The sequence below is a fragment of the Paraburkholderia sp. RL17-337-BIB-A genome (assembly GCF_046025895.1).
Lineage (GTDB): Bacteria > Pseudomonadota > Gammaproteobacteria > Burkholderiales > Burkholderiaceae > Paraburkholderia > Paraburkholderia fungorum_C.
Map to the genome: position 1 here is coordinate 4628765 of NZ_JARESY010000001.1, position 26375 is coordinate 4655139.

The following is a 26375-nucleotide window of genomic DNA, read 5'->3' on the forward strand; positions in this document are numbered from 1 at the left end:
AGCAAATGAGCTTCTGTGCGCTGAGCCACGGAAGCGCTTCGTTTTACGCTGGATTATGTCGGTTAGCCAACTTGACGCGTGCAGGCCTGCCGGTATGATACGAGCCGTTCGAGGTACTGGTTGCGACTTGCAGACGCGGGTTTTCCCCGATGCGTGACAAAGTGCCCAACCAGTGAGCCTTACCGGCTTCCAGCGGCTGAAGTTTGGCCGATGCATTGTCTTACCGAACCTTACCCTTGCGATTTGTTTAGTCGTCTTGACCGATCTGGACTGATGAAAAGAACCTTCGTCACTGTCGCCGCAGGACTTGCCATGCTGGTTGCAGCAGGGTCCGCACGCGCCGATTGCTTTGACGCGGCAGCAGGGTACCAGAAAGTCAATCCCCTGATTCTGCGCGCAATTGCGTGGCAGGAGTCGCACAATCGGCCGGACGCGTTGCATAAGAACGCCAACGGTTCGACCGACTTCGGCGTGATGCAGATCAATTCGGTTCATCTGCCCACGCTCGCCCAGTACGGTATCTCGCAGGGCACGCTGATGGAGCCTTGCAAGAACGTCTACATCGCGGCATGGCACCTGCGCCGCCAGATGAACAAGTATGGCAATACCTGGCAGGCCGTCGGCGCGTATCACTCCGAGACGCCGGCGCTGCGCGATAAATACGCGCAGCAGATCGCCGCGATTCTGCGCAAATGGAATCTGATGCCAGCTGCACGCTGAGCGGTATTTTCATGCGCACCTTCACCGGCACAGGTGTCGGCGTTCACACGGCTGCGGCGTTATAGCCAGCGCCTGTCAGCATGGCTGCTCGCGCTTTCTGATCCGGCCCGTCACGCGGCCGCTCCCCGTTTGATGCACAATGCGGCTTCGTGCTGCCGTCGGTGTTTCGGCCATCTTCTGACCCCGGAGTCATGCGACCCAAGCCCGGCACGCCTTCCAATCCTCTTGTTTTTCCGTACTGCGATGAACCAGCCGCTATTGCCCGTCACCGTGCTCTCCGGTTTTCTGGGCGCCGGCAAGACCACGCTCCTGAACCACATCCTTGCAAATCGCGCCGGTTTGCGCGTCGCCGTGATCGTCAACGATCTGGCTGCCGTCAATATCGATGCAACGCTCGTGCGCGATGCCGCCACGCTCTCGCATGTCGAAGAGCAACTCGTCGAACTGTCGAATGGCTGCATCTGCTGTACGTTGCGTGACGATTTGCTGGTCGAGATCAAGCGGCTGGCGGGCGAAAAGCGCTTCGATGCGATCCTGATCGAGTCGACCGGGGTGGCCGAGCCGATGCCGATTGCCGAAACCTTCACCTTTGTCGACGACGATGGCGTCTCGCTGTCCGACGTCGCGCAGCTCGATACGATGGTGACGGTGGTCGATGCGTTCAACTTCCTGCGCGACTATGGTTCAGCGGACGCGCTCGCGGAGCGGGGCATTGCCGCGAGCGAAGAGGACGATCGGACGCTGGTCGAATTGCTGATCGAGCAGATTGAATTCTGCGACGTGCTGGTGGTGAACAAGGCCGATCTGGTGAGCGCCGATGAACTCACGCGTTTGCAGCGCATCCTCGCCCGCCTCAATCCGCGCGCCGTGCAGGTGGTGAGCCGTTTCGGCGAAGTGCCGCTTGCCGAGGTGCTGAATACCGGACGCTTCGATTTCGACGAGGCATCGAGCGCACCGGGCTGGCTGGCGTCGCTCAATCATGAACATGACCACGAGCACGAACACGGCCGTGCGCATCACGGTGAAGCGGACGAATTCGGCATCGGCAATTTCATTTACCGCGCGCGGCGGCCGTTTCATCCGGAGCGCCTGTGGGCGCTCCTGCATCAGGAGTGGAAGGGCGTCTTGCGCAGCAAGGGCTTCTTCTGGCTCGCCACGCGTAACGATATCGGCGGTTCGCTGTCGCAGGCGGGCGGCGCTTGCCGGCATGGTCCGGCGGGAATGTGGTGGGCCGCTCAGGAACGCAGCGAATGGCCGGACGGCGATGACGAACTGGCCGCTGAAATTGCCGCCGACTGGTATGGCGATCCGGACGATCTGAGCATCGGCGATCGTCGGCAGGAACTGGTGATGATCGGCGTCGGCATCGACCCGGCTATCTGGCAAGCGAAGTTCGACGCGTGCCTGCTGACCGACGCAGAATATGCGGCGGGGCCGCAAGCGTGGCAACAATTCGCCGATCCGTTCCCGGCATGGGACTTCGACGAAGACGATCACGACCACGACCACGACCACGACCATCATGATCACGACGGTCATGGCCACGGCGAAATCGTGCATCGCCACGACTGAGCGGCCTTGCCACTGTTTACCTGATTGCCTGACCGCGGCGCCCGTCGCGGCCAGGCCAAAAAATCGCGGACGAAAAAAAACCCGCCGTTGGCGGGTGTCAACTGCCTGGCAGCAATCTGCTTAGCGCTTGTTGACGGCGTCCTTGAACGCCTTGCCAGCCGTGAACTTGACGGTCTTGGCTGCCGGGATCTTGATGGTTTCGCCGGTCTTGGGGTTACGACCCGTACGTGCTGCGCGCTTGCCCGAACCGAAGCTACCGAAGCCGATCAACTGGACCGCGTCGCCCTTCGACACGGACTTCTTGATCACTTCCAGCAACGTGTCCAGCGTCTCACCGGTTTGAGCCTTGCTGGCGCCGGTCTGTCCTGCGACGGCGTCGATCAGTTCCTGTTTGTTCATTAAGGTTCCTTTCTGAGTTTAGGTTGACACGAACAGCGCGAACGCGCCGATTATACGTGCGCGGGCCGCGCCGTCGAGCAGCTGCGGCTCCGGATCCCGTCCGGACAATTAGCGCCGGGCGGTTGACTGCCCGTCGGCCGTGCCGCCGCTCCCTACGCGGCGCTTGCTATGATAGCGCAGCGCAAACCCAATCAGGACAAGGGTTTCGAAGAATTAAGCGGTTCCGGGGCTGAGATTGAGGGGAAACCCTTCCTTTTTCTCTTCGCGAGCCTCAATCGAGGGCTGAAACCCAGTATGGGCGGGGCTTAGCGTTGGTTTTTGCCAACGTTGCAGTCCGTCTTTTTCGCCGCCCGGCGAGCTGCGCGCGCTGGCGGTAACGTCTGACTCGCGCTTTCGAGCGTCATTTTCCGCTGCGCATGACCGATCCGCTGATCCCCGCCGTCCTCGCGTTTCGCGACAACGGCACGCCCTTTTCGCCGCTCTACGACGACATTTATCACAGCGCTGTCGGCGGCCTCGAACAGGCTCAATACGTGTTCCTTCGCGGCAATCAGTTGCCGGAGCGCTGGCAGGGCCGCCGCGTTTTCACCGTGCTTGAAACCGGCTTCGGCATGGGCATCAACTTCCTGACAACCTGGGCCGCCTGGCGAGCCGATCCGGCGCGTTGCGAGCGGCTGCATTTCGTCTCGACCGAAAAGCATCCGTTTACTCAAGCCGATTTGCGTAGCGTCTATGCGGCGACGATTTCAGATCCGGCGATTGCCGTACTGGCGAAAACGCTGGCCGCTGAATGGCCGATGCTCGTCCCCGGCACGCACCGGCTCGAATTCGAGGGCGGACGGATCACGCTGACGCTCGTCTTCGCCGACGCGATGGAAAGCCTGCCAGCGTTGAGGCTGCGCGCTGACGCGTTCTATCTCGACGGTTTCGCGCCAGCCAGGAACCCTGATATGTGGACGCCCGCGATCTTCAAAGCGCTCGCTCGGTTGGCCGGCGAGGATGCCACGTTCGCGACCTACAGCAGTGCCGGCGACATCAAGCGAGCGTTGACGCAAAACGGCTTTGTGTACCAAAAAGTCGACGGCTTCGGCTGGAAACGCGCGATGCTGGTCGGCCATTTCGCGCCCCGCTGGCGCGTGCGCCGCTATGAGCCGCCCGCGCCGCTTGAGGTCGATGAACGGCATGCGATCGTAATCGGTACCGGGCTCGCCGGCTGCGCGGCGATCGAGCGCCTGGCCTCTCGCGGTTGGCGCGTTACATCGCTGGAGCGGCACGCGTCGGTGGCGCAGGACGCCTCGGGCAACCCGGCCGGCGTGTTCCATCCCATGATCTCGCGCGACGACAGCGTCGCGTCGCGCGTCACGCGTGCGGGCTTTCTCTACGCGCTCGGACGCTGGGCAGCGCTCGAACGGCTTGGTCACCCTCCATTACGCGGCGCTCCCGGCCTGTTGCAGATCGCTGCGGACGACGAAGAAGCCCGCTCGATGAGTGAGGCGATCGCGGCGTTCGGTTATCCGTCTGAATACGTCACGCCCGTATCGCTGAGCGAAGCGCAAAGGCTTGCCGGCATGTCACTCGCAAACAGCGGCTGGCTCTTTCCGCATGGCGGCTGGATCGACCCGGCGTCGCTTTGTGCGGCGCAGTGCGCAACGGCGGGCGATCTGCTCGACCGCCGTTTCGGCGTGGAGGTGGCGCGCCTCGAGCGGTCCGGTAATGAATGGACCGTTTTCGACACAGAAGGGCGGGCCGTCGCGCGCGCGCCAGTGGTCATTGTCGCGAGCGCCCACGACGCCGCGCGGATCGCCGGGTTGCAGCACGCCCCGACCCGCAGCATCCGCGGCCAGTTGACCTTGCTGCCGCCGGGCACCGTACCCCCGCTCGGCATGCCGGTGATGGGCATTGGCTACGCGGTCCCGCTAACCGACGGTGTCACGCTGACCGGCGCCACTTACGAACTCGACGACCCTGACGCCTCGCTGCGGCGAGATGGCCATCTGGAGAACCTGGAGCGTGTCGCGCAGATGCTGCCGCCCTTTGACGGAATCGTCGACCCGGCGCGGGCAGCGGCGCTCGCCGGGCGCGTGGCGTTTCGCTGCGTGACGAGCGACCGGATGCCGATGATCGGCAACTTCGCCGACGAAGCCGCATCGACGCGCGACGCCCAGCGCCTGCGTGGCGCATGGCCGCTCGATTTGCCGCGCGTCCACGGCTTGTACGGTGCATTCGCCTACGGTTCTCGCGGACTGGTGTGGGCGGCGCTCGGCGCGGAGTTGATTGCCTCGCAGATTGAAGGTGAACCGTGGCCGCTCGAACGGGATCTGGCTGAAGACATCGATCCGGCTCGCTTTCTCTTGCGCGCGTTGCGCCAAAGCACAGTGAGTTAACCGCCCCCGCCTGACAATCGGGCCAAAGCGCGGGGAAACAAACTTTGCGGACCAAGCCTGTCGCGACCGGAGTTATCCACCGAAACTTGTGGATAACCGCGCCGTTTACCGACGCAACGCATGTGGAACCGTTGTGGACGTAAACGGGGCAACTTTGCGGCCGCCGAAAATCGCTAAAAGTTACCCTTGTTTACCCGCCGCTGCCGCACATGCTGTGCATCCTGTTGTGCGAGCGGCAACGTAATGAATTGATTGGGTAAACCGGGGTTATCCACAGAAACCGAGGCAGCTTGTTAACTGTTACTACGTATACATACGGTAAACCTGTAAACAGAAAGGCCGTGGGCAGATCGCGCACGATCGCTGAGCTCGAATCGCCAAAAGTTCGAGAAAAACACCTCCCGCTGTGCACTAGGAAACACTTCTGCAACGTCGAATCTGTACTCTATGAGAGCCCGACCCGGTTTTAAAACGGTCGCTTTTTCCTCATCTTGCGAAGATAGCGTACGTTTTTACCGCTTTACCTGCATGTTCCTGTCTTTTCGGTCAAGCCTGAAAAAGCTATGGCACAATCGCCGTTCTTTTCCGCGTCGTGCCTCGCCTCTGGCGGCACACGCTGCAACGGAACGGTGCCGCTCAATCAGAATCTGATTCAAAGTCGACGGCGTTCTTTCACCATGCCGGGCCGGTTGCTACGGCCGCACCCCCGAACGCGCCGCGCTCCCTGCGGCTGCGGCGTGTTCAGATCATCCGATCGTTGAAAACTCGCAACGCGGGCTACGCGAAGCGATCGCGACAGTGAGCGCCTCGAGTGCCCACCCGCTCGCCGGTGTTTGCGCCGGTTCGTGTCGTCTGCCGTTGCTGACAAGGAGAACCCATCACAATGAAGTCGGCGTTTTCATTTTTTCCAGCCTGGCCACTCACTCCCGACGCCATTTTTTGGGCTGGTCTTGCGCTGCTCGCCGCCGGCCTGTGCGGTGAACTTTGCTATCGCGCATGGCGTTTGCCGCGCATCTCCGGGTACGCGGTTATCGGTCTGGTCGCAGGCGCAGCCGGTTTTGGCGTAATCGACGCGGATTCCGCAAGCGCCGCACGGCCGTTGCTCGATGTCGCGCTCGGTTTGTTGTTGTTCGAACTCGGTAGCCGGCTCGATTTGCGCTGGATTCGCCGCAATCCCTGGCTGATTCTGTCGAGCGTTGCCGAAGCCACGTTGACTTTCGCGCTGGTTCTGCCGGTTTTGTTGTTCCTGAATGTGCCGCTGATGGTGGCGACGGTGCTTGCCGCCATTGCCATGGCGACTTCACCGGCCATGGTGATCCAGCTCAAAACCGAGCTGCGCGCGGAAGGCCAGGTGACTCAGCGTCTGTTGACCTTGACCGCGCTGAACAGCATGTATGCGGTGGTCATCGAAAAGCTCGTCTCGAGCTGGTTGCACCAGGAGATTTACGGCAACGTTTTCGCGACGATTCTGCAGCCGCTTTATCTGCTGGTCGGTTCGCTCGTGCTCGCTTATCTGCTCGCGCGTACCTGCACGTTTTTCTATCGCCGTCTGAACATGCAGGACGAGCATTCGTTCGTCGCGCTGTTTGGCCTCGTGCTGCTGGCCATTGCGGTGGCGCATCTGTTCAAGCTGTCGACGATTCTCGCGCTGCTGGCCGCAGGCATCATCGTGAAGAATCATGAAGCGCGTCCGCAGTTGTGGCCAGAGCATTTCGGCACGGCCGGCTGGCTGTTGACCGTGATTCTGTTCGTGCTGACGCTGACTTCGTTCGAATGGAAGGACATCGCGCTGGGCGGCGTGGCCGCGCTGGGTCTGATTGTTGCGCGTCTGATTGCGAAACTGGTGGGCGTGATGGCCTTTGCCAAGCCGAGCGGCTTGAACTGGAAGCAGGGGATGGCGCTCGGTTTGTCGCTATCGCCCATGTCGGCGCTCGCGTACCTGCTCGTCGACGATACGTACAACCTTTATCCGAATTTCGATCCGCAATTGCGGGCCATCGTGATGTGTTCGATTTTCGTGCTGCAAATTCTCGGGCCGTGGCTCGTGTATCGCAGCCTCGCGATGGTGGCCGAACGGCGCGAAGAGTAAGCCAGCGCCGCTGCTCGATGCTTCAGGCGCTTGATTTGCGTGTTTTATCCAACTTATTCGATTCAAAAACGGCCGGGCATGTGACACAAGCATGTGCCGCACACCGGCCGACCTGACTCAAGGGACGCCATGTCACTCGAACCCTTCATCGATTCGAAACCGTTCACTTTCGGTGTCGAACTCGAGATGCAGATCGTCAATACGCACGACTACGATTTGACCAAAGCCGGCTCGGATTTGATGCGTCTCATCAAGGACGAAAAAATTCCCGGCAACATTACGCCGGAAATCACCGAAAGCATGATCGAGCTGTCGACCGGTATTTGCACGACGCACGAACAGGCTGTCGCCGATTTGCGCAAGATCCGCGATACGCTGGTTTCCGCGGCCGATCGCCTGAACGTCGGCTTGTGCGGCGGCGGCACGCATGCGTTCCAGCAATGGAGCGAACGGCAGATCGTCGATACGCCGCGCTTTCAGTATATTTCGGAGTTGTACGGCTACCTTGCCAAGCAATTTACGGTGTTCGGCCAGCACGTGCACATTGGCTGCCCGGACCCGGACAGCGCGCTGTACCTGCTGCATTCGATGTCGCGCTTCATTCCGCATTTCATCGCGCTGTCCGCTTCGTCGCCGTTCGTGCAGGGTGTCGACACTGGTTTTCATTCGGCACGCCTGAATTCAGTGTTCGCATTTCCGCTGTCGGGCCGTGCGCCGTTCGTGTTGACGTGGGACAGCTTCGAGGAATATTTCTCGAAGATGGTCCACACGGGCGTGGTCAACAGCATGAAGGATTTTTACTGGGACATCCGGCCGAAGCCCGGTTTCGGCACGATCGAAGTGCGCGTGATGGATACGCCGTTTTCAGTGGATCGCGCCGCGGCGATTGCCTGCTACATCCAGACGCTGGCGCGGCATCTGTTGCTGGACAAACCGATTACGCCGAAGGAAGACGACTACCTCGTCTACACGTTCAACCGTTTCGAGGCATGCCGCTTCGGTCTGGCCGGCAACTGCATCAATCCGCAAACAAGCGAACGCAAGACGATTTCCGAAGACATCCTCGAAACGCTGGACTTGATTGCACCGCACGCCGAAGCGTTGGGTTCGGGTAATGCGCTCGCCGAAATCGGGGCTATCGCGCGCGGCCAGGTCAATGACGCGACGTGGTTGCGCGGCGTTTTCGAGCAGGAAAAGTCCTTGCACGAAGCTGTAAGGCAGCAATGTCTGCAGTGGCGAGCCTAGCCAGAGACAGGATTGCTCACAGCAAACCGTAAGGAAGACCCGCTTCACGCGGGTTTTTTTTCGTAATTAAATTTCCAGATCGGGGGGCTTCAGGTTTTTCTAAAATTTACGTATACACAAGTAGTAGTAGTTAACAAGCATTGCATCTGCCTGTGGACAACTGAATAATTCCCTGAAAAGTCAAAGTGCTACGTAAACCATAAGTGGGTTGATCCGAGGCGTATTGGTCCCGGTAAACGAGGACAACTTTGGAGGGGGCACTGGCAACAAATCGCTTATCAAGAATGGACGCACAGGCATCCCCTGCGTTTTCCTATGGTTATCCACAGCTTGCGTTGGATAACTTAGCTGTACGATTGGCCGGTCTCGCATAGAATGTCGTTTTCGCCGTCTTTGGCTTGCAAGGCGGTAAATTTTTGAGATAGTAGAAACCGTCTCGTCTGTTTTTGGGCGAGGCTACCCCACACAGGCTACGGGTGTGCTCGGCGGCGATTCGCCGGCATCGCACGCGAGCTTTAATAAACCACACGAAGATTATGAGCGAAGGCGTATACGGAGAACAGGCAGGCGGGCGAGTGACCCACAGCCTATTGCGATTGAGCACGGCGATGCGGAGCCAGGCTTGGGAATGGGCGGAGGGCGCAGGCCTCACGCCGACCCAGGGCGAAATTCTGGTGTTGCTGATGCAGCGCAAAGGCCCCATGCGTCTTGGCGAAATCGCCCGTGAAACGGCCCTGACGGCCGCCACCACCAGCGATGCCGTGAGCACGCTCGAGACCAAAGGTCTGGTCGAAAAGCGCCGTGCCCTCGACGATGGCCGCGCCCTCGCGGTCCGTCTGACGGCGCGTGGCCGCACCGCCGCGAAGCGCGCTGCGCAATGGCCGGACTTCCTGGCCAAAGCGGTCGGCACGCTGCGCGACGAAGAGCAGACGCTGTTCTATCGCACGCTGCTCAAGACGATCCACCAGCTGGAAGCGCAAGGCACTATCCCGCCGCATCGCATGTGCCTGAGCTGCACGCACTTCGAGCCGAGCAAGAATCCGAAGAAGACGCCGCATCACTGCGCGCTGCTCGACATGAACATGTCGGACACGGATCTGCGTCTCGATTGCTCAGTGTACGAAACGGCCGACGTCGCTACCCAAAAGAAGACCTGGAAGATCTTCGCCCAATAAGGCGACTTCTTGCCGGACAATCCGCTACACTGCCAAACCGTGTTCCGGCAGACGGCAATCGCCGCCTGCCGGACGGTTCGCGCCGCGTAGCGGCAAGTCTTTAGTCAAACTGAAGGTGGGACGGGCTATGAATCGCGAAGTTCTGGCCATTCGCCACGTGCACTTCGAGGATCTGGGCAGTCTTGAACTGGAGCTCGGCGAACGCGGCCGGCCGGTGCGCTATCTCGATGTCGGCGTTGGCCGTATCGAAGCACCGGACCCAGTTGCCGCATCGCTCATGGTCGTACTCGGCGGCCCGATCAGTGCAACCGACGACGCGCTTTACCCAACGCTCGTTCCCTTGCTCGCCATGATCGAAAAGCGCATTGCCGCTGGTTTGCCGACGCTCGGCATCTGCCTCGGCGCGCAATTGATCGCGCGTGTACTCGGTGCACGAGTCTATCCCGCCGGCCATACCGAGCTCGGCTGGACACCGCTTACGCTCACCGATGCAGGCCAGGCTTCGCCGCTGCGCCATCTGGACGGGGCACACACGTCAATGCTGCATTGGCACGGCGATACCTTCGATTTGCCCGACAACGCCACGCGTCTCGCCTCGACGCCCGCCTGCGAAAATCAGGCGTTCGCCTGGGGCGGCCATGTGCTGGGTCTGCAATGTCATCCTGAGATTCGCGCTGACCGGTTCGAACCTTGGCTGATCGGCAACGCGGGTGAGATTGCCGGCCACGGTATCGACGCCCGTCAGTTGCGTGCTGAGACGGCGCAGTTCGGTCAGGTGCTGGAAACTGCTGCGCGCAGCATGTTCAGCGAGTGGCTCGATCAGGTCGAGCCGAAACTCTGATTCTCGCGCGCCTGCAGATAATCAATCGCGGTGCTATGCTCGTTCGCTCTCGGGCTTTTACTGGGCGTAATTCATGAGCGCGCTTTTTTCCCCGCTCACGCTGCGTAGCGTGACGCTTCCCAACCGTATCGTCGTCTCCCCGATGTGCCAGTATTCCGCCGAACGTGGCGAGGCTACGGCGTGGCACATGATCCATCTCGGCAGTCTCGCGTTATCCGGCGCCGGCTTGCTGTGCATCGAGGCGACCGCCGTCGAACCGGATGGCCGCATCACACCGGGCGATCTCGGACTGTGGGACGACGCCACCGAAGCCGCACTGGAGCCGATACTGGCCGCGATTCGCAAGCATTCGCACATTCGCGTCGCGATGCAGTTGGGGCATGCCGGGCGCAAGGCATCGAGTCATGCGCCGTGGGACGGCGGTCAACTGATTCCGGTGTCGCAAGGCGGCTGGCTGCCGCACGCGCCGTCGGCGTTGCCGCACAAAGCAGGCGAAGAGCCGCCGCTCGCACTCGATACGCCCGCACTGAACCGGATTCGCGAAGCGTTCGCAGCATCCGCGCGCCGCGCCGCACGTCTCGGCATCGATGCGCTCGAAGTGCACGCGGCACACGGCTATCTGCTGCATCAGTTTTTGTCGCCGATCGCCAATCAACGCAGCGACGACTACGGCGGCTCGCTCGAAAACCGTATGCGCTTTCCGCTTGAAATCTTCGATATCGTGCGCGCCGCGTTTCCCGCCGACAAACCGGTTGGCGTGCGTGTCTCTGCGACCGACTGGGTCGAAGGCGGCTGGACGCTCGCGGACACGATCGCGTTCGCACAGGAGTTGAAAAAGCGCGGCTGCGACTGGATCGACGTGTCGTCCGGCGGTGTCTCGCCGCTGCAGAAGATTCCGCTCGAGCCGGGCTACCAGATTCCGTTCGCGAGGGCCGTCAAACAGGCAACCGGCCTCACCACCATTGGCGTGGGGCTGATCACCGATCCGCTGCATGCCGAACAAATCATCGAAGAGGGTGATGCCGATCTGATCGCGATGGCGCGCGCGTTGCTATATAACCCGCGTTGGCCGTGGCATGCCGCAGCGCAGCTCGGCGCGACGGTCGAAGCGCCGCCGCAGTACTGGCGTTCGCAACCGCGTGAGCAAAAGGCGCTGTTCGGCGAGATTTCGTTCGGACAACGGTGAACCTGCCAACGCGGCTTGCACGCGCACGTCTTTTTGACGGTTGAACGAAGCCGTCTTGAGCGTGTACGATGCCGGATGTGACGCATGAGCGTCGCAGATCGACGCGGCGCTCGCAAGGCGCCGCGTTTGCTATCCGCGTCGGAAAAAGCAGCGCGTTGGACGCGGGCATTTCTGGCGGCTGCCGGATCTTCACCCCCAGTTCTTCAAAGGATTCATTCAATGAGTTCACGCAGGATCGCCGTGCGCCGTTCGGGTGTGCACGGCAAAGGCGTGTTTGCCATCGAGCCGATTGCGGCCGGCGAGCGGCTGATCGAATACAAGGGTGAGCGGATCTCCTGGAAGGAAGCGTTGCGCCGTCATCCGCATAATCCGGACGAACCGAATCACACGTTCTACTTTGCGCTCGATAGCGGCAAGGTGATTGATGGCAAAGTGGACGGCAACAGCGCGCGCTGGATCAACCATTCATGTGCGCCGAACTGCGAAGCCGAAGAGATCGACGGGCACGTGTACGTGCATGCGTTGCGCGACATCGCCGAGGGCGAGGAAGTCTTTTACGACTACGGCCTCGTCATCGACGCGCGGCAGACCAAGAAGCTCAAGAAGGAATACGAATGCCGTTGCGGCGCGCGGAAGTGTCGCGGCACGATGCTGGCGCCGCCGGAGAAAGAGAAGGGCGCTTCCAGGTCGGACAAGTCGGCAAAGAAGCCGGCGAAAAAGGCGAAGAAGAAATGAAAGGCGGGCTGTCTGGGTTGGATGTAATCGAACTCAAGGCAGCCCGTGGCAGCGCGTTGTGAGCCGCTGCAGAGTCACATATCAATCGGCGCCGAGTGCGCCGTTTTTTTTGCCGGGCGCCGTGTCTCAGGATCGACGTTAGGCTGAACAGTGATCGGTATAAGCGGAATACGCACGATAAAGCGCGCCCCGCCTTCCGGCGCGTCTTCGTAATGCACGCTGCCGCGGTGCAGCACCATGATGTCGTGAACGATCGCGAGACCGAGGCCGGCACCACCATCCACTCCGGCGTCGCTCTGACCGTCGCCGCGGAAGAATCGTTTGAACAGATCGGCTTGCTGCGTGGGCGGCACGCCTGGTCCGTTGTCTTCGACGATGATCTCGGCCATGCGCAGATCGTCGATCACGGTTTGCGAGACCGTCACGGTGATGCGCCCGCCATCGAATCGCGATGGCGGCACGTACTTGAGCGCGTTATCCAGCAGATTGGCGATCACCTCGTGCAGCAGCACCGGATTGCCGCGCGCCATCAGCGGGTAATCGTTGGTCGGATCGTCAAGGCGCTGAAAACCCAGGTCGACATGAAACGTCAATGCGCGCGGCACCCATTCAGCACCCGTGTCGAACGCAAGTGCGGCCATATCCACATTGACGAACCGGGCCGCCTGTTCGCCCGGCTCGGCGCGCGCGAGTGAAAGCAACTGGTTCGACAGCCGCACGGCGCGGTCGGCGGCTGAGCGTAATTCACGGACCGCGGCGAGCGTTTGCTGCGGGTCGCGTGCAACCGCGGCCTGTTCCGCATGCAGCTTGACGGCGGTGAGCGGCGTGCGCAACTGATGCGCTGCGTCGGCGATAAATTTGCGCTGGCCGTCGAGGGCGGTTTTCAGGCGGCCGAGCAGCGCATTCAGCGCGCCCGTGAGCGGCCGGATTTCAACCGGCACATAGGTTTCGTCGACCGGTTCGAGCGATGTGTGGGTCTGACGGTTCAGCGAGTCCGCGAGATCGGTCAGCGGATTGAGCTGTTGATTGACGACACGCCACACGATCACCCAGCCCGCCAGCAGCAACAACAGCAGCGGCATCATGATCGCGACCAGAAACTCGGCGGCGATCCGAAAACGGCGATGCACCGGCTGACCCACTTCGACGACGATTGGATTGCCGGAGGGCTGATCGACGCGCACCTGTGCGACGCGCACGGTCACGCCTTCGTGTTGGGTTTCGAAGACGTACGCGTAATGCATGCGGCGCACGCTGGTGCCTTGCAGCGGCAGATTGTGATCGCCGGCAATTTCGGTTTCACCGTTGCTGATTCGATAGACGAGTTGTTCGACCGGATCGGAGAACATGGCCTGCGCGAGGGGAGGCACCGTCGCCTTGGCGTTAGGGCCGGCAATCTGGATCTGTTTGGAGATCGCGGTGGCGAGATCCGCGAGCGACCGGTCGACCACGTGCTGCGTGTACTGCCACGCCAGCCAGTAGGCGATCAGGCCGCTCATCAGCGCGAGCAGCGAAAGAGGAGCAGCGAGGCGCCGCAGCAGCGTGCGGCGCAGACTATTGGCGGCCGGCTGGGGCATGATCGAACGCGCGGGAAAGAGGCAACGGCGACAAGCGCCGTGAAATCCGCCGGATGCCGGCGAAGTGCGCACCAGGTGCGCGGCGCCGGCCTGGCGCCGTCAGGCCGCAACACACAGCGATACAACAGCGCTGTGTGCGGCCCTTGTGACGATTATGCGGCCTGGCGAATTTCCTGCAACAGATAACCGAAGCCACGCACCGTGACGATTTCGACACGGCAGCTTTCGAGCTTTTTACGCACCCGGTGCACATAGACTTCGATCGCGGTATCGCCGAGATCGCCGCCGAAGTGCGTCAGATGGTCTTGCAGCTGAGCCTTGCTGACCACACGGCCGTGGCGCAGCAGCAGCATTTCGAGCACTGCGAATTCGCGCGGCGACAGTTCGAGCGGCTTGTCGTCGTTGAAAATGCGGCGATCGACGCCCGACAGACGCACACCGCCCAACGACACTTCCGGACGCGGCATGTCGCCGTGCGGGCCGCTGCGGCGCATCACGGCGCGGATGCGCGCTTCGAGTTCGGTGGGTTCGAACGGCTTCAGCATGTAGTCGTCCGCGCCGGAATTCAGGCCTTGCACACGGTCGTTCAACTCGTCGCGCGCGGTGAGGATGATCACCGGCGTGTGACGATTGCTCTGACGGAAGCGTGCGAGCAGCGTCATGCCGTCGATACCGGGCAGCCCCAGATCCAGGATCACCAGTTCGTGGCGGTTTTGGGTGAGGGCCTGTTCGGCGAAAATGCCGTCATGGACCATGTCGACGGTGAAGCCGGCTTGTTCGAGACTGCTTTGGATGCCGCGTGCGATGGGGCGGTCATCTTCGATCAGAAGGAGTCGCATGGATTTCACTCAAGTACAATGGTTTTAGGCGTTTGGGCAAGCGGTTCGCCGGGGCGCCTGCTGCACAGGCAGCGTGCCGCGTGGCCGTGCCGAATTGGCACAAAGCGCCCACGATGCAGCTATCGAGCCGCCATGAAGTAGCCATCAGGCAGCCACCGAACGATCACGACGTCATGTCCGAGATAACGATTCAGGAACTGGAAGCCGCGATCAACTTCTGGCGCGCCCACTCACCTTCAAGCGGCGACGAACTCGTTCTGTGCAAGGAGGCAAGCGCGCTCTCCAAGCCGTATGCGCTGATGATTGTACAGCGTCAGCAGTCGCTATCACCGGATCGTTTGGACCGGTTTGCCAGGCAAGCGTGGGATTCTTACGTGCGCCTTAATAATAGCCTGTAGAACTGAAGGTTTGGGCGCGGGATTGCCTGCAATGCCCTTTCATTAAAGGCCAATTGTTCGACGCGACGCGCATCCATGCGCCGATTGCTTGTATTACCCGGTAATACTGTCGATAAATCGTGCTAATTTGATGTCCCGTTCGGTCAAGCCATTGGCCTCGTGCGTGGACAGCGTAATTTCCACCTTGTTGTACACGTTGAACCATTCCGGGTGATGGTCCATCTCCTGGGCCTTGATCGCCACGCGCGTCATGAAGCCGAATGCTTCGTTGAAGTCGGCGAATTTGAAGTGGCGCTGGATCGCGTCGCGGCCTGCTACGGCTTGCCAGCCGTGCAGTTCCGCAACTTGCGTGGCGCGTTCTTCGGGTGTCAGTCTGGAAATCATCGTGCTACCTCGTTGATCTGATCAGGCACGCCAGTGGACGTGCGCATCCGCTATTTTTTCACGCATGCCATCAGCTTGCTGTCGGCCCGATCAGTTTGATCGTCAGATATCGCCGTCGGCTTGCCAGCCTTCCTGCGAGCCGCGCGTGATGATGTGATCGCGCTCGAGCACATCGCCCGCCGCAAACGCCGGCTGCGCGGCCAGTTTTGCCAGCAACGGCGCGAAGTCGGTTTGTGCAACGCGGAACAATTGCGCGAAATCGTCGATCACGAAGTAGGTTTTCTGGAACGTGTCGATGCGGTAGCGCGTGCGCATCACGCGTTCGAGGTCAAAGCCGAGCCGGTTCGGCGCCGCGCTTTGCTGGCTGTAGAGCGTCTCGCCCTTGCTCGACACGATGCCCGCGCCGTAGATCTTCACGCCGTTCGGACTCGCCGGGTCGCGGATCAGGCCGAACTCGACCGTGTACCAATAGAGCCGCGCGAGTAGCGGCAGGGCGCCAGCGTCATTGGCGGCGAGCGCCGCGCGGCCGTACGCGTGCATGTAGTCCGCGAACACCGGATTGATCAGCAGCGGCACGTGACCGAACAGGTCGTGAAAACAGTCCGGTTCCTGCAGATAATCGAGCTGGTCGGGGCGGCGCATCCACCAGGTCACGGGAAAGCGGCGGTTCGCCAGATGCTCGAAGAACACCTGGTCGGGCACGAGCCCAGGCACGGCGACGATTTGCCAGCCGGTCGCGGGGGTCAGCTTGGCGTTGATTTCGTCGAACGAGGGCACGCGGTCGGACGGCATGCCGATGCAGTCGACGCCTGCCAGAAACTCATCGCACACACGGCCTTTGAGCAACGCGGTCTGGCGCGCGTAAAGCTGTTGCCAGACAGCATGGTCGACTGCGCCATATCGCTCGGTCGGTTGGTCGATGGTGAAATCGGCGCGGGTTTCGAGGCCGGCGTCGAATTGCTCCTTGAGTTTGGCGGTGTTGGCTGTGGACATAATGCTGCGCGCTCTACGATAACTGCGGGTTGAATCGGTGATGCAAGTGTAGAGCGGCGAGCATGCGGAAAGGGCGCAATGATGGCGTTATGACACGTCGATATGCAATAATCGTGCATAGACCACGGATTTAATGCGGATATTACTCATGCTGGAACTCGATCACTTCGATCTCGCGCTTCTGGACGTTCTGCAGCGCTTTGGCCGGGCCACGCATCAGCAGTTGGCTGAGCAGGTGCCGCTGTCACCGTCGCAGATTGGGCGGCGCTTGCAGCGGTTGGAGCAGGTGGGTGTGGTGGACGGTTATCGCGTCGTGCTGCGGCCGGAAAAACTCGGGCTCGGCGTAACGGCTTTTACGAGTCTGAAGTTGAAACATCATGGCGACTCGATCATCGAGCAATTCCAGCAACAGATCGACGTGCTGCCCGAAGTACTGGAATGTCACGCAGTGGTCGGCGACGCCGATTATCTGCTGCGCATCGTGGCGCCGGATCTGAACTATCTCTCGACGTTCGTGATGAAGAAGTTGATGCGTGTGCCGGGGGTCGACAGCGTGCGCTCCAATATCGTGTTGACCACGTTCAAGCGCAATGGACCGTTGCCGCTCGGCCATCTGTCGCCGGGGGCGGCCGCCGCTTGATGCGGCGGTTTTTCCGGGCGTTCAGGCCACTGAAATCGCTAAGACAGCTGGGACGGCTGAGACCGCTGAGACAGCCGAGACAGCCGAGACAGCCGAGACAGCCGAGACAGCTAAGACCGTTGGGACGGCTGAGATCACTGAGACAGCGAGGTCTTTTCAGACCGCTGTTCCCGAACTGACTTCGTCCGCGGCGCCAGATGCCTAAGCTTTACGCGGCCTGCTGCGGTTCACTGTCCGGGCTCAGCAGATCGACGTAGGCCACCGCCACCAGATCCGATTCCGGCACGCCGAGGGTCTGGAACATCGCGTGTGCTTCGGCGTGGCCGCCTTCTTCGTCGTCGTCCTGAGCCAGCGGGACTTCAAGCTCGACGAAGTCGCCAAGACCGTCGACGCGGTCCAGATGAATCCGTGTACGGCCCGTTAGATAAACGTGGCGTTCCTTCGTGACAATGCCACGCGTAGTCAGCGCCGTGGCGAGCAGCGCGTGCATCGCTTCAGGGTTGGTTACTGGGCTGCGCGTATAGTACGACGCCTTCGGGCCGTCGCGATCGTCGCGCTGATAGAAGATCAGTTCGGCCGGCGTGCCGTCGTCGAACTGACGCAGCTTCAGGCGGCCACGCGGTACATCGTAGAAAAAGTCCTGCTGGCGGAAGATCAGCGGGGCGTCCGGCGCGAGCTTCGCGGCGCGTTCGCGCAGTTGCTCGAAATGCTGGGCGCGGGCTTTGATTTCAATGTTGCGTGCCATGTCAGGCTCCTGTCGAAGGATGGCGTGGTCGGCGGCTTCCGGTGTTGCCGGGGCGAAGCTGCCAGGAAGAACAAAGTCAGACGGAACAAAACGATGCGGGGTCGGCGCGTGAGCGCGAACCCTCAATCTAACAAAAAGCGCGTGACGGTGTGGTTTCGGATGGCGGGATCGATGACGATGATTTGTCAACGTGACTTGCGAGAGCGACTGGCGCTGAGCACAAGCGGACAGCGAACAGCACCAGCACCAGCACCAGCCAACAGCCAACAGCCAACAGCCAACAGCCAACAGCCAACAGCCAACAGCCAACAGCCAACAGCCAACAGCCAACAGCCAACAGCCAACAGCCAACAGCCAACAGCGGCGCACGATCACGAACCCCGAACCCCGAACCCCGACGGCGGCCCGCAGGAACGGCGAGGAATGTCGCCCTAATGGGGCAGCCGGCAACGGTACCCATCGTCCGGCCCAAACGGTACGCAGCTGTCATGAGAGTGGCTCATATCGCTCTCGTTTTGCCCTCAGGTGCGCCTTCATGCCGCACTCAAGTCGCCCATTGCTGCTCGATCAGTTTCAGCGCGGCGGCAATTGCCGGTTCGTCCTTGCGCTCCGCCAGCGTGATGAAGCTGAGCTGGGTCGGCACGGTGATGCCTTCGACGATGGTCAACGCGTGCGCGTGAGCTTCGGCGATTGCGGTGGCGTCGCGTGCGAGCGTTAGCCCGACGCCTGATTTGACCAGATCGAGCATCGACGGCTCCTGATCCACTTCCGCCACCTTAACCGGCTTTACGCCGGCCTCGCCAAAGCAGCGCGACAACAATCTGTTGTGCGCGGACGCGGGTGGCGTCCAGATCCACGGCAGCGCAGCGAGCGAGCGCCAGTCGCGCGCGCCTTTCACGCGATCTTTCCAGCCCGCCGGCGCCAGCACGCGATACTGGAAGTGCGTGAGCGTGACGGCGTGAAAGGCGGCGCCGTCGCGGGCGTCGTCATCCGATGGCAGGCCGATGTAATAGCCCACGTCCAGTTCTCCCGCGCGAACCTGCTCCAGTACCCAACCCGACATGCCGTGGCGTAAGGCCGTTTCGATGTGCGGCCAGGTTTCCACCAGTTGCTTGAGAAAGCCGCCGAGGCGCAGGAAAGCGGGGTCGAGAATCGTGCCGATCCGTAATCGACCGCGCACTTCGTGACGCAGCGCCGCCGCCGCGCGCTGCACGTCGCTCGCGGCGCCCAGCGCGCGTTCGGCATGAGGCAACAGGGCCTGACCATCGCGTGTCAGCGAAAGCCCGTGCGAGGTCCGCGTGAACAGCGTCACGCCGAGCGTCTCCTGCAAATGCTTGATTTGCAGGCTGACGGCAGGTTGGGTCAGGTGGAGTTGCACCGCGGCACGCGTGAGGTTGCCCTCGCGTGCGACGGTGACGAACGCCCGTAGCAGAGTCAGATCCATATCTTGATATTAGCTCGGCTTATAGCGCAGTTGAGCATTACTCATTGGATTTGTCGCCCCCAGGCGCCGTACGCTTGCGTTCATCACGCCGTTTGCGGTGGGCGGAAAACATTCATAGGAAGAGGACGAGAAGATGAGCGAGACATATCAGGACGAGACCGTCCGGAGCGAGACGAGCGCACGCGCGTTGACCCATTTCATCAACGGCAAGACGATCGACGGCACGAGCGGCCGTTTCGGCGACGTCTTCAATCCCGCGCTTGGCAGCGTGAGCGCGCGCGTGCCGCTGGCGAGCGTCGCGGAAGTAGATGCGGCGGTCGCTGCCGCCAGTGCTGCGTTTCCTGCATGGAGCGAAACTGCGCCGATCAAACGGGCGCGCGTGCTGTTCAAGTTCAAGGAATTGCTCGACCGTCACCATGACGAACTCGCGGAGTTGATCACGCGCGAGCACGGCAAGGTATTTTCGGATGCGAAGGGTGAGGTGATGCGCGGCATCGAGATCGTCGAGTTCGCGTGCGGCATTCCGAATCTGTTGAAGACGGACTTCACCGACCAGATCGGCGGTGGCATCGACAACTGGAATTTGCGTCAGCCGCTGGGCGTGGTCGCCGGGATTACGCCATTCAATTTCCCGATGATGGTGCCGTGCTGGATGTTTCCAGTGGCGATCGCGTGCGGCAACACGTTCGTGCTGAAGCCGTCGGAGCGGGATCCGTCCGTCTCGAATCGATTGGCGGAACTGCTAAAAGAGGCGGGTTTGCCGGATGGCGTGTTCAACGTCGTGCATGGCGACAAGGTCGCGGTGGATGCGTTGCTCGTGCATCCCGAGGTGAGCGCGTTGTCGTTTGTCGGTTCGACGCCGATTGCCGAGTACATCTATACGGAAGGCACGAGGCACGGCAAGCGCGTGCAGGCGTTGGGCGGTGCGAAGAATCACCTCGTGGTGATGCCGGACGCGGATCTCGATCAGGCTGTCGATGCGCTGATCGGTGCGGCCTACGGTTCAGCGGGCGAGCGTTGCATGGCGATTTCGGTGGCTGTCGCAGTGGGGCATATTGCTGATGAACTGATCGAGCGACTGACACCGCGAGTGAAGAGCCTGAAGATTCTCAACGGCATGGAATCGGAAGCCGAGATGGGGCCGTTGGTGACGGCGGCGCATCGCGAGAAGGTGACTGGTTATATCGATGCCGGTGTTGCGGCGGGAGCGAAGCTGGTTGTGGATGGACGGGGCCATCAGGTGGCCGGGCATGAGAAAGGATTCTTTCTAGGCGGCACGTTGTTCGACGATGTCTCGACTGATATGAAGATTTATCGCGAGGAGATTTTTGGTCCGGTGCTGTGTGTTGTGCGGGTGCCGGATTTTGCGTCTGCTGTCGAGTTGATTAACGCTAACGAGTTTGCGAATGGGGTGTCGTTGTTTACCTCCGATGGTGGTGTGGCTCGGGCTTTTGCGCGGCGGATCGAGATTGGGATGGTGGGGATTAATGTGCCGATTCCGGTGCCGATGGCATGGCATTCTTTTGGTGGGTGGAAGAGGTCTCTGTTTGGTGATCACCATGCCTATGGGGAAGAGGGTGTGCGGTTTTATACGCGGTATAAGAGCATCATGCAGAGGTGGCCCGATAGCATCGGGAAGGGGGCTGAGTTCACTATGCCGGTGGCTAAATAAGGGTTTGGTTTTGCGTGTGCGGTGCTTTTGTGGTTGGTTGCCTTCGGCGGTGGGGTTTGGTTGATTTGGTTTGTGTGCTTGGTGCGTTTTGGTTGTTTGCTTATGGTGTTGGTCTTTCCTTGAACTGACTTTTTGGCCTTTCCTTGATTTGTTATTGGTCTATTAGCGTTGCCCCTGTGCGGGGCGGCACTTACTTTCTTTGCCGCCGCAAAGAAAGATAAGCAAAGAAAGCGGCTCAAACCGCCAGCTCATAAGCGGGTCCCCCGCACAGTCGCGGTAGTGGCGCATCTGGAATCTGTGCCATCGCACATTTCGCGTGAGTGACACAGCGCTCATCAGCGCCCACTCCGCACTGCGTGCGTCGCGGATGGGTATGCACAGGAAATCAGAGGTCTCATTGGTACGACTTGGGCCTTCGGCGATGCGCGCAAGCGATAACGGCGAGAGAGACGGAAGGGAAGAGGCGACACACGTTGGAGCACCGCCCGAATGAAGCACAAGCACAAGTGCGAAATCGTGGTGGTTGGTTTTATGAAATGGGCTTCGGCGCGCGTAGCGCCGCCGGAAGTATGACTGCCTGGTCACCAAGGCTGAATGTGCGAGGGAACGGATTCCAGATGCACCACTACCGGAACTGTGCGAGGGCCCCGCTTATGAGCTGGCGGTGTGAGCCGCTTTCTTTGCTTATCTTTCTTTGCGGCGGCGTAACTATTCAGCTTGTAAACTGTTGCCAGGCTGTGCATAGTGAAGGACATGACGAAGATGCCAGACATCAAGGACCTGACGCACGAACAGAAGGACGCGCTCATCATTGATCTGGTGAGACGTCTGAACGAGCTCGAAGCGAAACTGGAGAAGGACAGTCATAACTCCAGCAAGCCGCCCTCAAGCGATGGGCCCAGGCGCAAACCGAAGTCGTTGCGTGGCACAAGCGGCGCCAAGCCCGGCGCGCAACCTGGACACAAGGGCAAGACGCTCAAACGCGTAGCGCAGCCCGATCACATCAAGATTCACCCGGTGGCGCCGGTGTGCGATGCATGCGGCAAACGCATCAAACCGGCCCGCATTGCCGTGTTGCCCGAAAGCCGTCAGGTGATCGATCTGCCGCCCACGCGCTTTGAGGTGACCGAACATCGCGTCCAGATCGCGCAGTGCCGCTGCGGCAAGCAGCATTCGGGCATGTTTCCCCAGGGCGTGAGCCAGGCGGTTCAGTACGGTCCCCAGGTGCGCGCCGCGGCGGTCTATCTGACGCAATACCAGCAGTTGCCAGTAGCGCGTACCGCTCAGGCGCTGGAAGACCTGTTTGGTCTGCCTGTGAGTACGGGAACCGTACAGCACAGCATTGATCAGGCCGCGCAGCTGCTGGCGCCGGCGGTTGAACAGATCAAACAGGCGCTACGCGAGCAGCCCGTGGTGCATTTCGACGAGAGTTCAATGCGCGTGGGTCGCACGCCTCACTGGCTGCATGTCGCCTCGACACGCATGTTGAGCTGGTATGGCTCACACCGCAAGCGCGGTAGCGAGGCATTGGATAGCTTCGGCATTCTCCCCGGCTTCAAGGGCATCGCGGTGCATGACGGTTGGGGGCCGTACGCGGGCTATGAATGTGAACATGCGCTGTGCAATGCGCACCATCTGCGCGAACTGGTGTTTGTGCTGGAGTCCACGCAGCAAACCTGGGCACAGCAGATGATCGACCTGCTTTGCCAGGCAAAGCGTGAGGCTGACCTCAGTCTGGCCTCAGGCAACGCAGCGCTGGATCAATCGCGCCAACGCCATTACGCGCGGCGCAGCCGGATGCTGATTGCCCAGGCGCGCCGACTCAATCCGCAACAGGCACGTGAACCGACGCGCGAGGACCGCCGCGGCAGAATCAGGCAAAGCTTTACCTACAACCTGCTCCGGCGCCTTCAGAGGTATGCACGCGAGGTGTGGCGTTTCATTGCAGACCACCGCGTCCCGTTCGATAACAACCAGGCCGAACGCGACATCCGTATGCTCAAACTCAAACAGAAAATCTCAGGATGCTTCCGCGCAGAATCGGGCATGCAGGCGCTCTGCACGATCCGCTCCTACCTTGCCACCCTGCGCAAGCAGAACCGCTCGCTGATCAATGCGCTGGCGTTGAGCTTCGCCGGATTAGTCGTTTCGCCTTTGGTGGCTGCTGAATAGTTACGCGGCGGCAAAGAAAGTAAGTGCCGCCCCGCACAGGGGCAACGCTAATAGACCAATATCAATTCAAGGAAAGGCCAAAGAGTCAGATCAAGGAAAGGCCAACCCCGTAGGCAACCAGACAAACAAGCGCCGCACGCAACAAGCTTAGGAGACAAAACAATGAGCAATACCAAACCCCACGCCGCAAGGCGTACAGAAGGCGAATTCGACTACATCATAGTAGGCGCCGGCACGGCGGGTTGCGTGCTGGCCAACCGCCTGACCGAAGATCCAGAAATCCAGGTCCTCCTGCTGGAAGCCGGCGGCAAAGACGACTACCACTGGATCCACGTGCCGGTAGGCTATCTCTACTGCATTGGCAATCCCCGCACCGACTGGCTCTACAAAACCCAATCAGAACCCGGCCTGAACGGCCGCTCCCTCTCATACCCGCGCGGCAGAGTACTAGGCGGCAGCTCATCAATCAACGGCATGATCTACATGCGCGGCCAGCGCGAGGACTACGATGATTGGGCCCGCGTCACCAACGACGACTCCTGGTCCTGGAACGCCGTCCTCCCCATCTTCAAACGCAGCGAAGACCACCACGCCGGCGCGTCGGAATCGCATGGCGCCGGCGGCCCATGGCGCGTCGAAAAGCAACGCCTGAAATGGAAGATCCTAGAAGAGTTTTCACAAGCCGCACAACAAACCGGCATACCCGCCACGGAAGACTTCAATCGCGGCGACAACACCGGCGTGGGCTACTTCGACGTCAATCAGAAACGCGGTATCCGGTGGAACGCGTCGAAAGCATTCTTGCGTCCGGCGCTCAAGCGCCCGAACCTCACCGTCATCACCGGCGCACACACACAGCGCGTCGTGTTCGAAGGACGTCGCTGCACCGGTGTCGAATATCGCGGCGACAACACCGACTATCTCGCCAAAGCCCGTTGTGAAGTAATCCTCAGTTCGGGTGCGGTCAACTCGCCGCAATTGCTCGAACTGTCGGGTATCGGGAATGGCGCACGGCTACAGAACCTCGGCATCGAGGTCGTGAATGATCTGCACGGCGTCGGTGAAAATCTGCAGGACCATTTGCAATTGCGCATGGCCTATAAGGTCGACGGCGTGCGCACGCTCAATACCGCCTCCGCCCATTGGTGGGGCAAGCTGATGATCGGCATGCAGTACGCGCTCTTTCAAAGCGGTCCAATGTCGATGTCGCCATCGCAACTCGGCGCGTTCGCCAAATCCGATCCGGATGATCGCTCGCTCACGCGCCCCGACCTCGAGTATCACGTGCAGCCGCTCTCGCTCGATCGCTTCGGTGAACCGCTGCATCGCTTCAATGCATTCACCGCGTCGGTGTGCCAGTTGCGGCCGACCTCGCGCGGCAGCATTCACATCGAATCGGCCGATCCTTCGGCGCCACCGTTGATCGCGCCCAACTATCTGTCCACTGATTACGACCGGCACGTCGCTGCCAACGCGTTGCGTCTCACCCGTCGCATTGCAGCGGCGCCTGCTCTGGCGCGCTATCGGCCGCAAGAGATTCTGCCCGGTATTCAGTACCAGACCGAAGAAGAGCTTCGGCAGGCCGTGGGCGCGGTCGGCACCACCATTTTTCATCCGGTCGGCACGTGCCGCATGGGCACCACCGACGATCCCGGCGCGGTAGTCGATAACCGCCTACGAGTTATTGGAGTTGACGGCTTGCGTGTGGTCGATGCGTCGGTCATGCCGTCCATTACCTCGGGCAACACCAATTCGCCGACCCTGATGATCGCCGAACGCGCCAGCGACATGATCCGCGAAGACCGCCGCGCACGCGTTGCCAGCAGCGAGCTGGTTCAGACGAGCGCTGCGCCGTCAATGTCCGCCGTGTGACACGCGGTGTGGCAGGCAAGCCGAGGCCGCGGCGCGCGCCTCGGTCTTTCCCTGGCATGCATCGAGCAACCTTGAACCACTGCTCGGGCATGCCCCATACACAGTCGCGAGCAAGATGAGCGTGGTTCGGGCAACCCTCGGCACGCCGCGAACAGGGACTGCTCGGGCATCCCCCATGCACGTCCGGAGCAAGATCGATGCACCCCTCCCGCACGCATCGGGCCAGCGCAGGCCTCGATCACGCAGTCGTCATCCACTAAGTGCAAATCCCAATGAATGCGCTGCATCATTGGCGCGACAATGGCAGCCATGCTGCGTGTCGCCCCATGGATCACCGTCCGGATTGGTGCAGCACGCCAACGAGTGACACGGCGGTGTCGCCGTCATCAAACGTCGCGCAGGGGTTCGCGCGGAAGATCGTAGTGCTTCGCCTTACTCCGTATGGAAGGGAACATGATTCTCGGCGATACGATTCTCGAAACGCGCGGCCTCACCCGCGAGTTCAAAGGCTTCATCGCCGTGAACGGGGTGAACCTGCGTGTGCGCCGTGGCTCGATCCATGCGCTGATCGGCCCTAATGGGGCAGGCAAGACCACCTGCTTCAATCTGCTCACCAAATTCCTCGAACCGAGCGCGGGTCAGATCGTCTTCAACGGCGTCGACATCACCAATGAACGCCCGGCGCAAATCGCCCGGCGCGGCATCATCCGGTCATTTCAGATTTCTGCCGTGTTTCCGCATCTGACAGCATTACAGAACGTGCGCATTGGTTTGCAGCGCGTGCTTGGCACCGCATTTCACTTCTGGAAGAGCGAACGCACGTTGCGCCAGCTCGACGATCGCGCCATGGATTTGCTCACCCAGGTCGGACTGACCGATTTCGCCGACGTACTCACGGTAGAACTGTCCTATGGCCGCAAACGCGCCCTGGAAATCGCCACCACGCTCGCGATGGAGCCCGAGTTGATGTTGCTCGACGAGCCGACGCAAGGCATGGGCCATGAAGACGTCGATCGTGTCACGGCCTTGATCAAGAAAGTATCGAGCGGCCGCACCATCCTGATGGTGGAGCACAACATGAACGTGATCGCCGGCATCTCCGACACCATCACGGTGCTGCAACGGGGCGAAGTGCTCGCCGAAGGCAGCTACGCCGAAGTGTCGAAGAACCCGCTTGTGATGCAGGCCTACATGGGCAGCGCGGATGCGGCGCTCGCCGGAGCTCACGCATGAATACGATTGCGGAAATGTCGAAGAACCCGCGCGTGATGCGAGCCCATGTGGGCAGCGCGG

Annotated in this window: 22 protein-coding genes; 15 read left to right on the forward strand and 7 right to left on the reverse strand. The window is 60.9% G+C overall.

Translation table 11 applies throughout. The annotated features are described in order from the left end of the window. Positions 1-273: 273 nt before the first annotated feature. Together P0D84_RS20635 and P0D84_RS20640 are read left to right on the forward strand one after the other, a co-directional pair. Positions 274-720 (forward strand): lytic transglycosylase domain-containing protein, encoded by a 447-nt coding sequence (locus tag P0D84_RS20635; protein ID WP_408339447.1) that lies wholly within the window; start codon positions 274-276, stop codon positions 718-720. A 243-nt stretch (positions 721-963) separates the two neighbouring features. Then, positions 964-2292, forward strand: coding sequence for a GTP-binding protein (locus P0D84_RS20640; RefSeq protein WP_408339449.1), 1329 nt, complete (start codon positions 964-966; stop codon positions 2290-2292). A gap of 120 nt (positions 2293-2412) precedes the next feature. On the opposite strand, the gene P0D84_RS20645 is transcribed toward P0D84_RS20640, so the two are convergent. Beyond that, entirely contained in the window at positions 2413-2691 is a 279-nt protein-coding gene (locus tag P0D84_RS20645) for an HU family DNA-binding protein (RefSeq protein WP_006050811.1), read from the reverse strand. 416 nt (positions 2692-3107) lie between these two features. Between P0D84_RS20645 and mnmC the strand changes: the two genes are divergently transcribed. The 7 genes from mnmC (at position 3108) to P0D84_RS20680 (ending at position 12346) form a co-directional block, all read left to right on the forward strand. Continuing rightward, entirely contained in the window at positions 3108-5075 is a 1968-nt protein-coding gene (gene mnmC / locus P0D84_RS20650) for a bifunctional tRNA (5-methylaminomethyl-2-thiouridine)(34)-methyltransferase MnmC2/FAD-dependent 5-carboxymethylaminomethyl-2-thiouridine(34) oxidoreductase MnmC1 (RefSeq protein ID WP_408339452.1), read from the forward strand. Between the two features lie 883 nt (positions 5076-5958). Beyond that, the gene (locus P0D84_RS20655) at positions 5959-7164 is read left to right on the forward strand and encodes a cation:proton antiporter (protein ID WP_408339454.1); all 1206 of its coding nucleotides are present in this window, start codon (positions 5959-5961) and stop codon (positions 7162-7164) included. A 129-nt stretch (positions 7165-7293) separates the two neighbouring features. Next, on the forward strand, positions 7294-8409 hold the full coding sequence (locus tag P0D84_RS20660) for a YbdK family carboxylate-amine ligase (protein WP_408339456.1): 1116 nt from the start codon (positions 7294-7296) through the stop codon (positions 8407-8409). Positions 8410-8945: 536 nt separating this feature from the next. Further along, positions 8946-9584: a MarR family winged helix-turn-helix transcriptional regulator gene (locus P0D84_RS20665; protein ID WP_408339458.1), complete on the forward strand. Its 639-nt coding sequence runs from the start codon at positions 8946-8948 to the stop codon at positions 9582-9584. 127 nt (positions 9585-9711) lie between these two features. Next, positions 9712-10425 (forward strand): glutamine amidotransferase, encoded by a 714-nt coding sequence (locus tag P0D84_RS20670; protein ID WP_408339460.1) that lies wholly within the window; start codon positions 9712-9714, stop codon positions 10423-10425. A gap of 73 nt (positions 10426-10498) precedes the next feature. After that, positions 10499-11611 (forward strand): NADH:flavin oxidoreductase/NADH oxidase, encoded by a 1113-nt coding sequence (locus P0D84_RS20675; RefSeq protein ID WP_408339463.1) that lies wholly within the window; start codon positions 10499-10501, stop codon positions 11609-11611. A 219-nt stretch (positions 11612-11830) separates the two neighbouring features. Beyond that, positions 11831-12346 (forward strand): SET domain-containing protein, encoded by a 516-nt coding sequence (locus P0D84_RS20680; protein ID WP_408339465.1) that lies wholly within the window; start codon positions 11831-11833, stop codon positions 12344-12346. A gap of 74 nt (positions 12347-12420) precedes the next feature. On the opposite strand, the gene P0D84_RS20685 is transcribed toward P0D84_RS20680, so the two are convergent. Beyond that, complete coding sequence (locus P0D84_RS20685; protein WP_408339467.1) at positions 12421-13923, reverse strand: ATP-binding protein; 1503 nt, start codon at positions 13921-13923, stop codon at positions 12421-12423. Between the two features lie 152 nt (positions 13924-14075). After that, entirely contained in the window at positions 14076-14762 is a 687-nt protein-coding gene (locus P0D84_RS20690) for a response regulator (protein WP_006050820.1), read from the reverse strand. 173 nt (positions 14763-14935) lie between these two features. Between P0D84_RS20690 and P0D84_RS20695 the strand changes: the two genes are divergently transcribed. Next, entirely contained in the window at positions 14936-15160 is a 225-nt protein-coding gene (locus P0D84_RS20695; RefSeq protein ID WP_408339912.1) for a DUF3717 domain-containing protein, read from the forward strand. Between the two features lie 93 nt (positions 15161-15253). Here the strand turns inward: P0D84_RS20695 and P0D84_RS20700 are convergent, their stop codons facing one another. Next, the gene (locus P0D84_RS20700) at positions 15254-15544 is read right to left on the reverse strand and encodes a 4a-hydroxytetrahydrobiopterin dehydratase (protein WP_408339470.1); all 291 of its coding nucleotides are present in this window, start codon (positions 15542-15544) and stop codon (positions 15254-15256) included. Between the two features lie 102 nt (positions 15545-15646). Then, positions 15647-16537 (reverse strand): phenylalanine 4-monooxygenase, encoded by an 891-nt coding sequence (phhA, locus tag P0D84_RS20705; RefSeq protein ID WP_408339472.1) that lies wholly within the window; start codon positions 16535-16537, stop codon positions 15647-15649. A 148-nt stretch (positions 16538-16685) separates the two neighbouring features. Here phhA and P0D84_RS20710 point away from each other — a divergent pair, with 148 nt between their 5' ends. Then, complete coding sequence (locus P0D84_RS20710) at positions 16686-17177, forward strand: Lrp/AsnC family transcriptional regulator (protein ID WP_111932250.1); 492 nt, start codon at positions 16686-16688, stop codon at positions 17175-17177. 208 nt (positions 17178-17385) lie between these two features. On the opposite strand, the gene P0D84_RS20715 is transcribed toward P0D84_RS20710, so the two are convergent. Then, complete coding sequence (locus tag P0D84_RS20715; RefSeq protein WP_408339474.1) at positions 17386-17922, reverse strand: class IV adenylate cyclase; 537 nt, start codon at positions 17920-17922, stop codon at positions 17386-17388. A 544-nt stretch (positions 17923-18466) separates the two neighbouring features. Continuing rightward, the gene (locus P0D84_RS20720; RefSeq protein ID WP_408339477.1) at positions 18467-19366 is read right to left on the reverse strand and encodes a LysR family transcriptional regulator; all 900 of its coding nucleotides are present in this window, start codon (positions 19364-19366) and stop codon (positions 18467-18469) included. Between the two features lie 133 nt (positions 19367-19499). On the opposite strand from P0D84_RS20720, the gene P0D84_RS20725 reads away from it, so the two are divergent. The 4 genes from P0D84_RS20725 to P0D84_RS20740 all read left to right on the forward strand — a co-directional run bounded on the left by P0D84_RS20725 (position 19500) and on the right by P0D84_RS20740 (position 26315). Beyond that, positions 19500-21038, forward strand: a complete 1539-nt coding sequence (locus tag P0D84_RS20725; protein WP_408339480.1) for a CoA-acylating methylmalonate-semialdehyde dehydrogenase — start codon at positions 19500-19502, stop codon at positions 21036-21038. Between the two features lie 753 nt (positions 21039-21791). Next, the gene (gene tnpC, locus P0D84_RS20730; protein ID WP_408339482.1) at positions 21792-23210 is read left to right on the forward strand and encodes an IS66 family transposase; all 1419 of its coding nucleotides are present in this window, start codon (positions 21792-21794) and stop codon (positions 23208-23210) included. Between the two features lie 162 nt (positions 23211-23372). Further along, a complete protein-coding gene (locus tag P0D84_RS20735; protein ID WP_408339485.1) occupies positions 23373-25082 on the forward strand; it encodes a GMC family oxidoreductase in 1710 nt (569 codons plus the stop codon). A gap of 453 nt (positions 25083-25535) precedes the next feature. Next, the gene (locus P0D84_RS20740) at positions 25536-26315 is read left to right on the forward strand and encodes an ABC transporter ATP-binding protein (protein WP_408339487.1); all 780 of its coding nucleotides are present in this window, start codon (positions 25536-25538) and stop codon (positions 26313-26315) included. Positions 26316-26375: the final 60 nt, after the last annotated feature.

What these genes read in the sequence shown, in the direction of transcription:
- P0D84_RS20690 (WP_006050820.1), bottom strand. Translation starts at nt 14,762, where the DNA reads ATGCGACTCCTTCTGATCGAAGATGACCGCCCCATCGCACGCGGCATC.
- P0D84_RS20685 (WP_408339467.1), bottom strand. Translation starts at nt 13,923, where the DNA reads ATGCCCCAGCCGGCCGCCAATAGTCTGCGCCGCACGCTGCTGCGGCGC.
- P0D84_RS20735 (WP_408339485.1), top strand. Translation starts at nt 23,373, where the DNA reads ATGAGCAATACCAAACCCCACGCCGCAAGGCGTACAGAAGGCGAATTC.
- P0D84_RS20710 (WP_111932250.1), top strand. Translation starts at nt 16,686, where the DNA reads ATGCTGGAACTCGATCACTTCGATCTCGCGCTTCTGGACGTTCTGCAG.
- mnmC (WP_408339452.1), top strand. Translation starts at nt 3,108, where the DNA reads ATGACCGATCCGCTGATCCCCGCCGTCCTCGCGTTTCGCGACAACGGC.
- P0D84_RS20675 (WP_408339463.1), top strand. Translation starts at nt 10,499, where the DNA reads ATGAGCGCGCTTTTTTCCCCGCTCACGCTGCGTAGCGTGACGCTTCCC.
- P0D84_RS20740 (WP_408339487.1), top strand. Translation starts at nt 25,536, where the DNA reads ATGATTCTCGGCGATACGATTCTCGAAACGCGCGGCCTCACCCGCGAG.
- P0D84_RS20680 (WP_408339465.1), top strand. Translation starts at nt 11,831, where the DNA reads ATGAGTTCACGCAGGATCGCCGTGCGCCGTTCGGGTGTGCACGGCAAA.
- P0D84_RS20670 (WP_408339460.1), top strand. Translation starts at nt 9,712, where the DNA reads ATGAATCGCGAAGTTCTGGCCATTCGCCACGTGCACTTCGAGGATCTG.
- P0D84_RS20640 (WP_408339449.1), top strand. Translation starts at nt 964, where the DNA reads ATGAACCAGCCGCTATTGCCCGTCACCGTGCTCTCCGGTTTTCTGGGC.
- P0D84_RS20645 (WP_006050811.1), bottom strand. Translation starts at nt 2,691, where the DNA reads ATGAACAAACAGGAACTGATCGACGCCGTCGCAGGACAGACCGGCGCC.
- P0D84_RS20665 (WP_408339458.1), top strand. Translation starts at nt 8,946, where the DNA reads ATGAGCGAAGGCGTATACGGAGAACAGGCAGGCGGGCGAGTGACCCAC.
- P0D84_RS20695 (WP_408339912.1), top strand. Translation starts at nt 14,936, where the DNA reads ATGTCCGAGATAACGATTCAGGAACTGGAAGCCGCGATCAACTTCTGG.
- tnpC (WP_408339482.1), top strand. Translation starts at nt 21,792, where the DNA reads ATGACGAAGATGCCAGACATCAAGGACCTGACGCACGAACAGAAGGAC.
- P0D84_RS20720 (WP_408339477.1), bottom strand. Translation starts at nt 19,366, where the DNA reads ATGGATCTGACTCTGCTACGGGCGTTCGTCACCGTCGCACGCGAGGGC.
- P0D84_RS20700 (WP_408339470.1), bottom strand. Translation starts at nt 15,544, where the DNA reads ATGATTTCCAGACTGACACCCGAAGAACGCGCCACGCAAGTTGCGGAA.
- P0D84_RS20660 (WP_408339456.1), top strand. Translation starts at nt 7,294, where the DNA reads ATGTCACTCGAACCCTTCATCGATTCGAAACCGTTCACTTTCGGTGTC.
- P0D84_RS20715 (WP_408339474.1), bottom strand. Translation starts at nt 17,922, where the DNA reads ATGGCACGCAACATTGAAATCAAAGCCCGCGCCCAGCATTTCGAGCAA.
- P0D84_RS20635 (WP_408339447.1), top strand. Translation starts at nt 274, where the DNA reads ATGAAAAGAACCTTCGTCACTGTCGCCGCAGGACTTGCCATGCTGGTT.
- P0D84_RS20655 (WP_408339454.1), top strand. Translation starts at nt 5,959, where the DNA reads ATGAAGTCGGCGTTTTCATTTTTTCCAGCCTGGCCACTCACTCCCGAC.
- phhA (WP_408339472.1), bottom strand. Translation starts at nt 16,537, where the DNA reads ATGTCCACAGCCAACACCGCCAAACTCAAGGAGCAATTCGACGCCGGC.
- P0D84_RS20725 (WP_408339480.1), top strand. Translation starts at nt 19,500, where the DNA reads ATGAGCGAGACATATCAGGACGAGACCGTCCGGAGCGAGACGAGCGCA.